Source organism: Duganella sp. Leaf126, assembly GCF_001423125.1.
Lineage (GTDB): Bacteria > Pseudomonadota > Gammaproteobacteria > Burkholderiales > Burkholderiaceae_D > Rugamonas.
This window is the reverse complement of the sequence record NZ_LMNW01000012.1, coordinates 20,887-35,155: the sequence shown is the minus strand read 5'-3', so window position 1 is coordinate 35,155 and position 14,269 is coordinate 20,887. Positions and strand designations below refer to the sequence as shown.

Sequence of the window (14,269 nt, the reverse complement as noted above, 5' to 3'; positions counted from 1 at the left end):
GTCAGCTGGCGTCGTCCGGCGCCGCGCGCAGGCGCACTTCGAGCTGCTTCGATTCGGTGATGTTGACGAACGTGACCACCAGCCCGTCAATCACGTTTTCCACCGTCCGGTACGGCATGATGCGCACCGTGTACCAGCCGCCGCTGCGGGTCGGTATCTGCTTTTCCGAAAACACCAGCGTGCGCAGCACTTCGAGCGCATCGTCCTCGAGGGCCGGGTAATCGAGATCGTTGACGATATCGCCGAGCGGACGCTGGACATCGGTCGGTATCAGCTTGTAGATCTGGGTGGCGCGGTCGGTAAAGCGGCGGATGCGCAGCGCGCTGTCGAGGAAGATGGTGGCGATATCGGTGCTGTTGAGCAGGTTCTTCATGTCGCCGTTGACCAGCGACAGGTCGTCCACCTTCGATTGCAGCTCGGCGTTGACGGTGTACAGTTCCTCGTTGAGCGACTGCATTTCCTCCTTCGAGGTCGTGAGCTCCTCGTTGGTGGACTGCAGCTCCTCGTTGGTGGACTGCAGTTCCTCGTTGGCCGACTTCAGCTCCTCGCGCGATGCCTGCATCTCGTCCCGGACCGCCTGGATCTCGAGCCGCGCCTGGGCCAGCTGCTGTTCCAGGTCGAGCACCTGCGGACTGCGGGCGCGCGTGCGGCGGCGCTCCGCCGACAGCGGCGCGCTGGCAAAGGTGACCATCACGGTGCCGGATAGGGGACCATTGCCCGGCATCGCCTCCGCCGTCAGGTCGAGCGACTGCGCGGGCTTGCCCGCCTCGTCGCGCTGGATCAGGCCGCGCACGGCGACCATGTCCTCGCTCTGGCCGGCGCGCTTGAGCAGGTCGGCCAGCTCGTGGCGCAGTCCTTCGCGCGCCATCGCGTGGATGTTCCAGTTGGCCTTGCCGGCAGCCGGTTCGAGAAAGGCGCCGGTGCGGCCATGGATGTAGAGGATGTCGCCATGGGCGTTGAGCAGCACGGCCGCCGGCGCGTGCTTCTTGAGCAGCAACTGCTCGACCTGGGTTTGCAGATTTCCGTTCATGGATGACGTAGTGGGTTCGATGACTGGTGAGACCGAAATACCGCTCACGCGGGTCGGAAAATAATGGGTAACCCGGTGGATCGAGGCATCGAGCCGCCGGTAGATGCGGCCCGTGCCCGACGTGGGCGCAAACAGGTCGTTGAAATAGCCGGGCGTATCGGCGCTGCCCAGCATCAGCAAGCCGCCGCTCTTGAGCGCATAGTGAAACAGCGGGATCAGGCGCTCCTGCAGCTTGGCGGTGAAGTAGATCAGCAGGTTACGGCAGCACAGTATATCGAGCTTGGTAAACGGCGGATCGGAAATCACGTTCTGGCGCGCGAAGATGATGGTATTGCGTACATCCTTGCGAATCCGGAAGCCGCCATGTTCGGCCGGCATGAAGTAGCGCCGCACGCGTTCTTCCGAGACGTGTTCGACGATGCTGGCCCCGAACACGCCGAGCCGCGCGCGGTCGATGGCGTCGTTATCGAGGTCGGTCGCGAAGATCTGCAGCGTGTAGTGGGCGGCCGGGCGCAGGCGCTCGAGCACCTCGTTGAAGGCGATCGCCAGCGAATAGGCTTCCTCACCGGTCGAGCACGCGGGCACCCAGGCCTTGAAGGCAGCGCCTTCCGGATATTCGGACAGCAGCTGCGGCAGGGCGTTGCCGATCAGGTAGTCCCACACGCGCGGGTCGCGGAAGAAGCTGGTCACGCCGATCAGCAGCTCCTTAAACAGCAGGTCCACCTCGGACAGGTTATCGTGCAGATAGCTGACGTAGGCCGACAGCGTCTGGCACTGGCGCAGCTTCATGCGGCGGTCGATGCGGCGCAACACGGTACTGAGCTTGTAATCGAAAAAATTGGCACCCGTGTGCTGGAGCAGCAGCTGGAACAGCTGGTGCAGCGCATTGCGTTCGTTGAGCGCATGCGGCGCCGCCACGCCGGCGCGCACGCGCCACCAGTTGGCCACCGCGGTCGCCATCTCGGCCGGCTGGGTGACGACTTCGGCCGCCTGGGCAGCGATCGCGCTGGCCGGCATGGCGTCGAACCGCGCCGAATCGGGCAGCTGCGCCAGCGTCAGTCCGCCGGCCTCGCGGATCGCGGCCAGGCCCAGCGTGCCATCGGTGCCCATGCCGGACAGGACGATGCCCACCGCCTGCTCGCCGCTGTAGCCCACCAGTGCACGAAAAAAGCCGTCGATCGGAAAGCGGAAGCCGCGTTTGCCCGATGGCGGCAGGACGGCAAAGCACTTGCCATGGAAACCGAGGTCGCGGTTGGGCGGTATCACGTACACGCTGTCGGGTTCAACCTCCATGCCGTCTTCGACTTCCATCACGCGCATGCGCGTCACCCGCTGCAGCAGTTCGGGCAGGATGCCGCGGTGCAGCGGATCGAGATGCTGGACGATGACGTAGGCGAAGCCGGTACCGTGGCCCAGGCTGGCCAGCAGCTCGCACATCGGATCGAGTCCACCGGCCGACGCGCCTATCCCCACCACGGGCACCGTCGCATCGGGCATGGGCGCCGCCGGGCTGGCGGGGTGGATCGGGGGCGGGCCTGGTTCGTTCATCGCGGGGTAAAGGTTGCTCGCCCAGCAATTATACAAAGCCCCCCTGCAAAAACCAAGTACGCCCGAACAATGCGCCGCGACGCCGCCGTCAGCGGCCGCTGTCGCTAGCGGCATGCCAACCGCCGCCGAGCGACTGGATCAGCGCCACCGCCGTGGTCTGGCGGTCGCCCTGGGCCTGGATCAGCGCACGGCGGGCGCTGAGCGCGGTGGTCTGCGCGGTCACCACGTCGGTGTAGCTGACCTGGCCGGCCCGGTAGCGGTTGAGCATTTGCGCCTCGACCTGGTCGGCCGCTTCCGACGCGGCGCGCTGCAACTCCAGCTGCTGCGCCAGCGCCCGCGTGGCCGACAGCTGGTTTTCCACGTCCGCGAATGCCGACAGCACGGTCTGGCGGTAGCTGGCGATGGCGGCGTCGCGCGAGGCTTCGGCGCCGGCCACGCGCGCCTTGATGGCGCCGGCGTCAAACAGCGTTTGCGCCGCCGACAGGCCCAGCGACCACAGGCTGTTCGACGCATTGAACAGGCCGCCCGTGGCGGCGGCGCCGTAGCCGTAGGATCCGCTCAGGGTCAGGCTGGGGAAATACGCGGCCCGCGCGATGCCGATCTGCGCGTTGGCCACGGCCACCCGGCGTTCGGCTGCAGCGATATCGGGCCGGCGCTGCAGCAGCGTCGAGGGCACGCCGGTCGGTACGTCCGGCACCACCACGGTCCACCTGGCCGGCGCGATCGCGAAGTCGCTGGCGGCGCGCCCGAGCAGCACCGCGATCGCGTGTTCGAGCACGGCGCGCTGGCGCACCAGCGTGACCTGGGTCACGCGCGCGTTGGCCAGCTGGGTTTGCGCCTGCAGCAGGTCGGACCGGGCGGCGACACCCGCCTCGAAACGGTTGCTGGTAATTTGCAGCACGCGTTCGTACCCTTCGGTGGTGGCGTCGAGCAGCTGCTTCTGGGCGTCGGTCATGCGCAGCGACAGGTAGTTGACGGCCAGCTCGCCCTGGGCCGACAGGCGCGCGGCAGCCAGGTCGGCAGCACTGGCCTGCAAGCTCGCCTCGGCGCTGCTGGCGCCCGCGCGCAGCTTGCCCCACACGTCCGGCTCCCAGCTGGCGCCGATGCTGGCGCGGTAGGCAGTGCTGGTGCGGGTATCGCCGCCCCCGCCGGAACGGTTGCCGCTGCCGGACAGGTCCACCACCGGGAACAGCGCCGCGCGCTGCTCGGCCACCAGCGCGCGCGCCTGGGCGTAATTGGCGGCCGCCACGGCCAGGTTCTGGTTGGTCACTTCCAGGCTGGCGGCCATCTGGTTCAGCTGCTCGTCGCCGAACAGCTGCCACCACGGGCCGCGTTCGAGCATGTCGGCCGGCGCCGCCTCGGTCCAGCCGGCCGCCACCTTCTCGGCGGCGGGTACGGTTTCCTTGAAGGCGGCGGGGCTCGGCGTGGCCGGCACCCGGTAGGCGGGACCGACCGCGCAGCCGGTGGCCAGCACTGCCGGCACCAGGGCCAGCAGGATGGTCGAGGGACGGAAGACAGATTTGACGGTGACGTGAGGGCTCATGGTGTGGTCGGCGCCGCAGTTGCCTGCTCGCCGTGGATTCTGCTCAGTTGTTGTTCGGACGGGCTGCGGCGGCGCAGCTTGTCCATCAGGATGTACACGACCGGCGTGGTAAACAGGGTCAGCAGCTGGCTGGCGATCAGGCCGCCGACGATGGCCACGCCGAGCGGGCGGCGCAGCTCGGAACCTTCGCCGAAGCCGATCGCCAGCGGCAGCGCGCCCAGCGCAGCGGCCACGGTGGTCATCAGGATCGGCCGGAAGCGCAGCAGGCAGGCCTCGCGCACCGCGGCCAACGGCGACAGCCCGCGCGCGCGCTCGGTCTCGAGCGCAAAGTCGATGATCAGGATGGCGTTTTTCTTGACGATGCCGATCAGCAGGAAAATCCCGATCAGGGCGATGGTCGAAAACTCCATCTTGAACAGCAGCAGCGCCAGCACCGCCCCGACGCCGGCCGACGGCAAGGTGGTCAGCACCGTGACCGGGTGCACCAGGCTTTCGTACAGGATGCCGAGCACGATGTAGATCACCACGATGGCGGCCAGGATCAGCAGCGGCAAGGCCTTGTTGCTGTCCTGCGCACTCTTGGCCGATCCCTGGAAGCTGCCGCGCACGTTATTGGGCAAGCCGATCGCCGCTTCGGCCTCGGCGATCTGCACCGTCGCATCGGACAGGCTGACACCGTCGGCCAGGTTGAAGGCGATGGTGGTGGCCAGCTCGCCGTCCTGGTGGTTGATCGAGGTGGCCGTGGCACTTTCGGCAAACTTCGCGATGGCCGACAGCGGCACCATGGTGGTGGCCGAAGTGCTGAGCGCGGAACCGGACGAGGCGTCGCGCACCGCCGGCGCCGAGACATTGGCCGCCAGCCCGGTGCTGGCCGCGCTGGTGCCGGTCGTGCCGGTCCGCGCGCCGCTGGCAGCAGTGCCGGTGGCGCCGGTAGTGGTGCCGGTAGTGGCGGCGGCGGGGACGACGCTGGCGGTCGGCGCGCCGCTCGGATTGGCGGCGGTCGGCGACGGCAGCCCTTTCGCCGGCACATACACGTCCTTGAGCGCCTCGGGACTGCGGCTGTATTCGCGCGCCACTTCCATGATCACGTGGTACTGGTTGACCTCGTCGTAAATGGTCGCCACCTGGCGCTGGCCGAAGCTGTTATACAGCGCATTGTCGATGTCGCGCGAAGTGATGCCCAGGCGCGCGGCGCTGTCCTTGTCCACCGTGACATAGGTTTCCACGCCGTTTTCGGCCTGGTCGCTGTCGACATCGGTCAGCCCCGGCTGGCTTTTCATGGCGTCGGCCAGGCGCGTCGCCCATTTTTTCAGGTCGGCCTGGTTATCGCTCTTGAGCGTGTACTGGTAATTGGCATTGGCCGAACGGCCGCCCGAGCGCAAGTCCTGCACGGGACTGAGGAACAGGCTCACGCCGGTCACCTTGGCCAGCTTGGGGCGCAGGCGCGCCAGCACGGCGTTGCCGGCCACGCTGCGCTGGTCGGCCGGTTTCAGGTTGATGAACATGAAGCCGCCGCCGGCGCGCCGCCCCCCCGTAAAGCCCACCACGGTGGCCACGTCGGGATCGTCCTTGATGATGTTGACCAGCTGGCGCAGCTTGCCCTGCATGGCCTGGAACGAGATGCTCTGGTCGGCGCGGATGCCGCCGTTGATCTGGCCCGTGTCCTGCTGCGGGAAGCCGCCTTTCGGAATCGCCGCAAACAGGTAGAAGTTCAGGCCCACCACGAACAGCAATCCCAGCATCACCAGCCAGACGCTGGACAGTGCCCAGTCCAGGCCATGCTCGTACCCCTTGAGGATGCGGTCGAAGCCGCGCTCGAACACGCGCGCGATGCGGCCCGGCTGCGCCGTGTGCTGGTCGGCGCGCAGCAGCCAGGCGCACATCATCGGCGTGGTGGTGAGCGAGACCAGCAGCGAAATCATCACCGCCGCCGAGAGCGTGACGGCAAACTCCTTGAACAGCGCGCCGAACTGGCCGCCCATGAACAGCAGCGGAATGAAGACCGCGATCAGCGACAGGCTGATCGACAGCACCGTGAAGCCGACCTCGCGCGCCCCGAGCAGCGCCGCCGTCATGCGGTCCATGCCGTCCTCGATGTGACGCGTGGTGTTTTCCAGCACCACGATGGCGTCATCGACCACGAAGCCGGTGGCCACCGTCAGCGCCATCAGCGACAGGTTGTTGAGACTGAAACCGAGCAGATACATCACGCCGAAAGTGCCCAGCAGCGAAACGATGGTGGCCACTGCGGGAATGATGGTGGCGCGCAGATTGCGCAGGAAGGCGCTCACCACCAGCACCACCAGCAGGATCGAGATGATCAGCGTGATCTCGATCTCGTGCAGCGAGGAGCGGATCGAATTGGTGCTGTCGCTGGCGACCGACACCGTCACGTCGGGCGGCAGCTGCGCCTGCAGCGACGGCAGCTGGGCGCGCACGCTGTCCACGGTCTCGATCACGTTGGCGCCGGCCTGGGGACGCAGCAGCACGATGATGGCCGGCTGGCCGTTGAACAGGCCCAGATTGTTCTGGTCTTCCACGCCATCGACCACCTCGGCCACGTCCTCGAGCCGGATGGCGACGCCGTCGCGCCAGCCCACCACCAGCTTGCGGTAGTTGGCGGCGCTGCGGCCGCCCTCCCCGTTCACCGATTCGGTATAGATTTGCAGCCGGCGGCCTTTGCCCTGCAGTGCGCCGCGCGGGCGGTTGGCGTTGGTGGCCTGGATGGCGGCGCGCACGTCCTCCATCGACAGCCCCACCTTGTTGAGCGCGAACGGATTCAGTTCGACGCGGACGGCCGGCAGCGAGCCGCCGCCCAGTTCGACGTCGCCGATGCCCTGCACCTGCGACAGGCGCTGCACGACCACGTTGGAGACGGCGTCGTAGATCTGGCCCGGCGTGCGCGTTTTCGAGGTCAGCGCCAGGATCATTACGGGTGCGCCCGACGTATTGGCCTTGCGGTAGGTCGGGTTGCTGCGCAGCGTGGCCGGCAAATCCACGCGGCTGGCGTTGATCGCCGCCTGCACTTCGCGCGCCACCGAATCGACATTCCGATTGAGGTCGAACTGCAGCGTGACGTTGGCGCTGCCCGTGTTCGAGCTCGACGTCATCTCGTTGACCCCGGAAATCACGCCCAGATGGCGCTCGAGCGGAGTGGCCACGCTCGAAGCCATGGTCTCCGGACTGGCGCCCGGCAGGCTGGCCGACACCGAGATGATCGGGAAGTCCACCTGCGGCAGCGGCGCCACCGGCAGCACGAAGAACGCGCCGATGCCCGCCAGCGCCAGGCCGATCGTCAGCAGGACGGTGGCGATCGGGCGCTTGACGAACGGCGACGACAAGTTCACAGCGCACCGCCTTCGACCGGATACCCCTCATCGTGCGGGGGCCGCCGGCGGCCGCCGAAGCGGCGGCCCAGGCTGTCGAACGCCAGGTAGATCACGGGCGTGGTGAACAGCGTCAGCAGCTGGCTGACGATCAGGCCGCCGAAGATGGCCAGGCCCAGCGGGCGACGCAGTTCGGCCCCCTCGCCCCAGCCCAGCATCAGCGGCACGGCTGCAAACAACGCCGCCAGCGTGGTCATGATGATGGGACGGAAGCGCAGCAGCGCGGCCTGGTGGATCGCTTCGCGCGGCGGCTTGCCGCCTTCACGTTCGGCCTCGATGGCAAAGTCGATCATCATGATCGCGTTCTTCTTGACGATGCCGATCAGGAGGATGATGCCGATGATGCCGATCACGTCGAGGTCCTGGCCCGTCAGCATCAGCGCCAGCAGCGCGCCCACGCCGGCCGACGGCAGCGTGGACAGGATGGTCAGCGGATGGACGTAGCTTTCGTACAGCACGCCGAGCACGATGTACACGCACACCACCGCCGCCAGGATCAGCCACAGCTGGTTGGACAGCGAATTCTGGTAAGCGCCCGAGGCGCCGAGGAAGGTCATGGTCACCGATGGCGGGAACTTGATCTCGACCGCCGCCTGGCGGATCGCATCGACCGCCGTACCCAGCGACACGCCGCTGGCCGTGTCGAAGCCAAGCGTGGTGGCCGGATACTGCGCCACGTGGGTGACCTGCAGCGGCGCCGGACGCTCGCTGATGGTGGCCACCGCCGACAGCGGCGTGGCCTTGCCCGAGCCGGTCCGCAGCTGCAGGTTGGCCAGATCCTGGGGATTGGTGATGGAACCGGTCTTCGCTTCCAGGATCACGCGGTACTGGTTGGTCTCCGTGAAAATGGTTGAGACGATGCGCTGGCCGAAAGCGCTGTAGAGCGCATCGTCGATCGACGCGGCGGTCACGGACAGCCGCGAGGCGGTGTCGCGGTCGATCGAGATATAGGCGGCATTGGCGCTGGCGTCCACGTCGGAGACCACGTTGCGCAATTCATGCTTGGTGCGCATCTGCTCGGCCAGCTTGGTGGCCCATTCGTTGACGGTGGCGTTGTCGGCGCCCTCGATCGACACGCGGAACTGCGTGGGGCCGGTTTCGGCGTCGATGGTCAGGTCCTGGGTCGGCTGCAGGTACAGCGTCATGCCCGGGATCTGCGCCACGCGCTGGCGCAGGCGGTCCATGATCTCCTGCTGGTTGCCGCTGCGGTCGCGTTTCAGGTTGATCAGCATGCTGCCGGTGTGGAGCATGCTGTTGTTGGCGGCATCCACCCCGACCACGGAACTGAGCGTACCGACGGCCGGATCTGCGAGGATGGCGCGCGCGGCCTGCTGCTGCAGATCGGCCATGCGCGTGTACGAGACGGCCTTGCCGGTCTCCAGGCGCGCCTGCAGCTGACCCGTGTCCTGGGTCGGGAACAGCCCTTTCGGAATCACGATGTACAGCACGACCGTGAGCAGCATGGTGCCCAGCGCGACCAGCAGGGTCAGGCCGCTGCGCGCGATCACCCAGGTCAGCGAGCGGTCGTAGTGACCGACCACCCAGTCGAAGAAATGCTGGAACCGCAGGGCGAAGCGGCCCGGCTTTTCCTCGCCGTGCGCCTTGAGCCAGCGGCCCGACATCATCGGCACCAGCGTCAGCGACACCACGGCCGAAATCAGGATGGTGATCGCCAGCGCCATCGCAAACTCGCGGAACAGGCGGCCGACCACGTCCCCCATGAACAGCAGCGGGATCAGCACCGCGATCAGCGAGACGGTCAGCGAGATGATGGTAAAGCCGATCTGCTTGGCGCCGCGCAGGGCGGCCGCCATCGGCGTATCGCCTTCCTCGATGTAGCGGGCGATATTTTCGATCATGACGATGGCGTCATCGACCACGAAGCCGGTGGCGATCGTCAGCGCCATCAGCGACAGGTTGTTCAGGCTGTAGCCGAGCAGGTACATCACGCCGCAGGTGCCGATCAGCGAGATCGGCACCGACAGGCTGGCGATCACGGTGGCGCGCAGGCTGTGCAGGAAGGCGAAAATCACCAGCACCACCAGCACCACGGCCAGCAGCAGCTCGATGCCCACGTGTTCGACCGACGCGCGGATGCCGGTGGTGCGGTCGCTCAGCACCTCGACCTTGATCGCGCCAGGCAGCCCGGCTTCGAGCTCCGGCAGGCGCGCCTTGATGGCGTCCACGGTGGCGATCACGTTGGCGCCGGGCTGGCGCTGCACGTTGAGGATGATCGCTTGCCGGATATCGCGCTGCGAACCGGCCCAGGCGCCCAGCTCGACGTTTTCGGCGCTGTCGACCACCTGCGCCACGTCGGTCAGACGCACCGGCGCGCCGTTCTTGTAGGTCAGCACCAGGTCGCGGTAATCCTTGGCCGTGACCAGCTGGTCGTTGGCGTTGATGGTGTAGGCGCGCGTGGGACCGTCGAAGCTGCCCTTGGCGCCGTTGGAGTTCGAGGACGAGATCACCGTGCGCAGGGTGTCGAGCCCGAGCCCGTACGACGCCAGCAGATCGGTATCGGCCTGGATCCGCACCGCCGGCCGCTGGCCGCCGCTCAGGGTGACCAGGCCCACGCCGGACACCTGCGAAATCTTCAGCGCCAGCCGGGTGTTGACGATGTTCTGCACTTCCGTCAGCGGCACCGTGTCCGAGGTGATGGCCAGCGTGAGCACCGGCGCGTCGGCCGGGTTCACCTTGGCATACACGGGCGGCGCCGGCAGGTCGGTCGGCAGCAGCGAGCCGCCGGCGTTGATGGCTGCCTGCACCTCCTGCTCGGCGACGTCGAGCGTCTGCCCCAGCCCGAACTGCAGGGTGATGATGGAGACGCCGGCGGCGCTGGTGGAACTCATGCGCTGCAGGCCGGCCATCTGGCCGAACTGGCGCTCGAGCGGCGCGGTGACGGTCTGGCCCATCACCTCGGGGCTGCCGCCCGGGTACAGCGTCTGCACCTGGATGGTGGGGAAATCGACCTGCGGCAGCGCGGACAGCGGCAGGAACTTGAAGCCCACCAGGCCGGCCAGCACGATGGCTAGCATCAGCAGCGACGTTGCCACCGGTCGCTGGATGAAGGGAGCGGATGGACTCATCGAGTTACTCGTCGGTTCACTCATTATTGCGCCGCAGCCTGCTCTTTGCGGCGGCGGTGCTCGCCGGCCGGCGCGGCACCGTCAGCCCCTTTCGCTCCGGCAGTACCGGCAGCGCCATGGTGGCTGCCGGCGCCCGGCAGCGTGACCTTGGCGCCCTCCTTCAGGCGGTCGGCGCCTTCGGTGATCACCTTTTCGCCGGCCTGCAGGCCGCTGGCGATCTGCACCGTGTCCACCGTGGCCTCGCCGCGCGTGATGCTGCGCATGGTGACGGTGCGGTCCTGCTTGAGCACCCAGACGAAGTCGCCCTTGGCGCCGTGGCGCACGGCGTTGACCGGCACCATGACGGCGTCCTTGATGGTACGCAGTTCCAGCCGCACGTTGACGAACTGGCTCGGGAACAGCGCCGATTTGTCGTTGTCGAAGCGCGCCTTGGCCTTGACGGTGCCGGTCTGGGTATCGACCTGGTTGTCGAGTGCTGCGAACTTGCCGCTGGCCAGCGTGTTGGTGCGGGTGCGGTCGAGCGCAACCGCCGGCAGCGGTGCGGTCTCGCCGATGCGCTGCATCAGCCTGGGCACGGTGTCCTGCGGGATCGCGAATTCGACATCGATCGGCGAGACCTGCGTGATCAGGGCGATGCCGTTGGCGTCGCCGGAGCCGACCAGGTTGCCGATGTCGACCACGCGCAGGCCCACGCGCCCGCTGATCGGCGCGATCACCTTGGTGTAGCCGAGATTGAGCCGGGCCATGCCCTCGGCAGCGCGGTCGGTCATCACCGTGCCTTCAAGCTGCTTGACCAGCGCCGCCTGGGTATCGACGTCCTGGCGCGCGATCGAGTCCTGCTTGAGCAGCGTGTTGTAGCGCTCCAGCGTGAGCCTGGCGTTTTCCAGTTGCGCCTCGTCGCGCTGGCGCTGGCCGCTGGCCTGCAGCAGCGCCATCTCGAACTGGCGCGGATCGATCTGCGCCAGCACCTGGCCGGCCTTGACCATCTGGCCTTCCTTGAACAGCACCTTTTGCAGAATGCCCGATACCTGCGGGCGCACCGTGGTGGTGGTGGCGGCAGTGACCGTGCCCAGCGCCTCGAGCGTGACCGGAATGTCGGCCTTTTCGGCCGTCGCCACGCCGACCGTGGTGGCCGGCATGCCGCGCCGCCCGCCGGCGCCGGCGCCGCCACCGGGGCCGCCGGCGCCGGCGGGCGCACCGGGCATTGCTGCCGGCGGCTGGTGGGTCAGGTACCACGCCAGGCCACCCAATCCTGCCATCGCCGCCACGGCGATCACGCCGCCGATGACTTTGGCGCGGCGGCTTTTGGGCCGGCGGCCGGCGGCTGGATCAAGGTGCGAATTCGGCTTGGCTGGTGTTTCCATTGTTATCCCTGTTGTATGCTGGCTGGTCCACGACAGACCGTCACGGTCTCAGAATGCGTGGACTCTAGCACATGGCCCCAGCGCTGTCAGTGGCGTGCGGGCGGCCGATACAAACTCGCTACAAAAGCCTGAACGATCAAGGACTTCGGTCACATTTTGACTGGTTCGCTTTACATTTCTTTACGTCCCCGACATCGGCGCGATACCGGCGCCCGGCACAATCGTGCCACGCTCAAACTGCGGCGGCGACGCTGTAAAATAATCCGATGACGACCGATACCGCCAACCGCATCCTGCTGGTCGAAGACGACCCGCGCCTGGCCGACATGCTGACCGAATACCTGGCGCAGGCCGGCTTTCGCGTAACCCATGCACCGAACGGGCGCGACGCCGTGGTGCACATCGCCGCCGGCCAGGCCGACGCCGTGATCCTCGACCTGATGCTGCCCGACATGGACGGCCTCGAAGTCTGCCGCCAGGTGCGCGCCGTGTCCGACGTGCCGGCGCTGATGCTCACCGCGCGCGGCGACGCCATCGACCGCATCGTCGGCCTGGAGATGGGCGCCGACGACTACCTGCCCAAGCCATTCGAACCGCGCGAGCTACTGGCGCGCCTGCGCGCCATCCTGCGCCGCCGCGTGGACCTGGGCCTGGGCCGTGCCGACCAGCAGCGCATGGCAGGCGGGCCGGCCGGCAGCAGCGACTTCCTGCGCTTCGGCCGGCTTGAAATCGATGCGGCTGCCCACGCGGCGCGGCTCGACGGCGTGCCGTGCGAGCTGACCGCCTACCAGTTCGACCTGCTGCTGGTGCTGGCGCGCCACGCGGGCCGGGTACTGTCGCGCGACAGCCTGATGGAACTGCTCAAGGGCGAGCCGATCGAGGCGTTCGACCGCTCGATCGATGTCCACATGTCGCGCATCCGCGCCGCCGTCGAGGACGATCCGAAAAAGCCGCGCCGCATCATCACCGTGCGCGGCGCCGGCTACCTGTTCGCCAAGGTGCAGGATTGAGCGCACCCCCGCCCCCGGCTGCCGGCCTGCTGCAGCGCTTCTCGCGCGGTCTGCCGCGCCTGTACTTCAGCTTTTATTTGGCCTTGCTGGTGGTGCTGCTGCTGTTCGCCATCGCCGTGCTGCAGTCGTGGGGCCGCGCAGGCGGGCCGCTCGAACGCTCCAACGCCACGCTCTCGCGCGTGATGATGAACGTGCTGGCGCCGGCCGATGCGCCCCGTGCGCAGCAGCAGGCCGCGCTGGAACGGGTGGCCGCAGGCCTGAACGCCCACATGACCTTATATACCCGCGACTGGCGGCCGCTGGCCGTGGTCGGCGACCTGATCCCGGCGCGCCACTGGCGCCAGCACGGCATCACCGGGCCGCCGCCGGAATCGTATGTGCGCCTGCCCGACGGCCGGCGCCTGCTGTCGAGCGAGCCGCTCGGCTTCATCCGCCCCAAGGCGGCGCTGCAGAACACCATGCTGATGCTGGCGCTGGTGATCGGCGTGGCGGCTTTCCCGCTGGTGCGCCGGCTGACCAAGCGCCTGGAACGGTTGCAGCAGGGCGTGGAGTCGCTGGGCGCCGGCGACCTGACCGCCCGCGTCAAGGTGGAAGGCAACGACGAGGTGGCGCGCCTGGCGCGCAGCTTCAACGGTGCCGCCGACCAGATCGAGCAGCTGGTGGGCGCCCACAAGACCCTGCTGGCCAACGCGTCGCACGAATTGCGCACGCCGCTGGCGCGCATCCGCCTGGCGCTGGAACTGGTCAAGGACAACGTCGATCCGAAGCGCCGCGACGGGCTGGAACAGGACATCGCCGAACTGAACGACCTGCTCGATGAAATCCTGCTGGCCAGCCGCCTCGGTGCGCTGGCCGACACCACCCGGCACGAGGAACTCGACCTGCTGGCGCTGGCGGCCGAGGAATGCGCGCGCTATGACGAAGCGCTGCTCGATGGCGCGTCGGCCGTGCTGCAGGGCGACCCGCGCCTGCTGCGCCGCATGCTGCGCAACCTGCTGGAAAACGCCTACCGCCACGGCGTGCCGCCGGTGCACATGACCATCGCTGCCGAACAGGGCATGGCGCGCTTGCTGGTGTGGGATCAGGGACCGGGCATACCGGAAGAGGAATTCGAACGCGTGTTCGCACCGTTTTACCGGCGCCGCAACACGCGCGACAACAGCGGTGCGGGACTGGGCCTGGCGCTGATCCGGCAAATCGCGCGCCGCCATGGCGGTGACGCGCGCTGCATCGTGCGTGCGGACGGCGGCAGCTGTTTCGAGATCACATTGCCGCTAGCTGCGCAGGGTTGACACGTCATCC

At 67.8% G+C, this 14,269-nt stretch carries 7 protein-coding genes; 2 read left to right on the top strand and 5 right to left on the bottom strand.

Features of this window, described 5'->3' with window-relative positions; genetic code table 11:
• Position 1: 1 nt before the first annotated feature.
• The 5 genes from ASF61_RS07900 to ASF61_RS07880 all read right to left on the bottom strand — a co-directional run bounded on the left by ASF61_RS07900 (position 2) and on the right by ASF61_RS07880 (position 11,957).
• On the bottom strand, positions 2-2,578 hold the full coding sequence (locus tag ASF61_RS07900) for a chemotaxis protein CheB (protein WP_229205760.1): 2,577 nt from the start codon (positions 2,576-2,578) through the stop codon (positions 2-4).
• Between the two features lie 88 nt (positions 2,579-2,666).
• Positions 2,667-4,121 carry an efflux transporter outer membrane subunit gene (locus ASF61_RS07895; protein WP_056153632.1) on the bottom strand — a complete coding sequence of 485 codons (1,455 nt, stop codon included), beginning with the start codon at positions 4,119-4,121 and terminating at the stop codon, positions 2,667-2,669.
• Complete coding sequence (locus ASF61_RS07890) at positions 4,118-7,468, bottom strand: efflux RND transporter permease subunit (RefSeq protein WP_056153628.1); 3,351 nt, start codon at positions 7,466-7,468, stop codon at positions 4,118-4,120. The genes ASF61_RS07895 and ASF61_RS07890 overlap by 4 nt, the downstream gene beginning before the upstream one ends.
• Positions 7,465-10,593 (bottom strand): efflux RND transporter permease subunit, encoded by a 3,129-nt coding sequence (locus tag ASF61_RS07885; RefSeq protein ID WP_056153624.1) that lies wholly within the window; start codon positions 10,591-10,593, stop codon positions 7,465-7,467. Before ASF61_RS07885 ends, ASF61_RS07890 begins: the two co-directional genes overlap by 4 nt.
• A 23-nt stretch (positions 10,594-10,616) precedes the next feature.
• Positions 10,617-11,957, bottom strand: coding sequence for an MdtA/MuxA family multidrug efflux RND transporter periplasmic adaptor subunit (locus ASF61_RS07880; protein WP_056153620.1), 1,341 nt, complete (start codon positions 11,955-11,957; stop codon positions 10,617-10,619).
• Positions 11,958-12,223: 266 nt separating this feature from the next.
• Here ASF61_RS07880 and ASF61_RS07875 point away from each other — a divergent pair, with 266 nt between their 5' ends.
• Positions 12,224-12,967: a response regulator transcription factor gene (locus ASF61_RS07875; RefSeq protein ID WP_056153616.1), complete on the top strand. Its 744-nt coding sequence runs from the start codon at positions 12,224-12,226 to the stop codon at positions 12,965-12,967.
• Positions 12,964-14,259 carry a HAMP domain-containing sensor histidine kinase gene (locus tag ASF61_RS07870; protein ID WP_056153613.1) on the top strand — a complete coding sequence of 432 codons (1,296 nt, stop codon included), beginning with the start codon at positions 12,964-12,966 and terminating at the stop codon, positions 14,257-14,259. The genes ASF61_RS07875 and ASF61_RS07870 overlap by 4 nt, the downstream gene beginning before the upstream one ends.
• The last annotated feature ends 10 nt before the right edge of the window (positions 14,260-14,269 follow it).

Coding starts and splice junctions, on each gene's coding strand:
- ASF61_RS07900 (WP_229205760.1), bottom strand. CDS start 2,578: ATGAACGAACCAGGCCCGCCCCCGATCCACCCCGCCAGCCCGGCGGCG.
- ASF61_RS07895 (WP_056153632.1), bottom strand. CDS start 4,121: ATGAGCCCTCACGTCACCGTCAAATCTGTCTTCCGTCCCTCGACCATC.
- ASF61_RS07885 (WP_056153624.1), bottom strand. CDS start 10,593: ATGAGTCCATCCGCTCCCTTCATCCAGCGACCGGTGGCAACGTCGCTG.
- ASF61_RS07880 (WP_056153620.1), bottom strand. CDS start 11,957: ATGGAAACACCAGCCAAGCCGAATTCGCACCTTGATCCAGCCGCCGGC.
- ASF61_RS07875 (WP_056153616.1), top strand. CDS start 12,224: ATGACGACCGATACCGCCAACCGCATCCTGCTGGTCGAAGACGACCCG.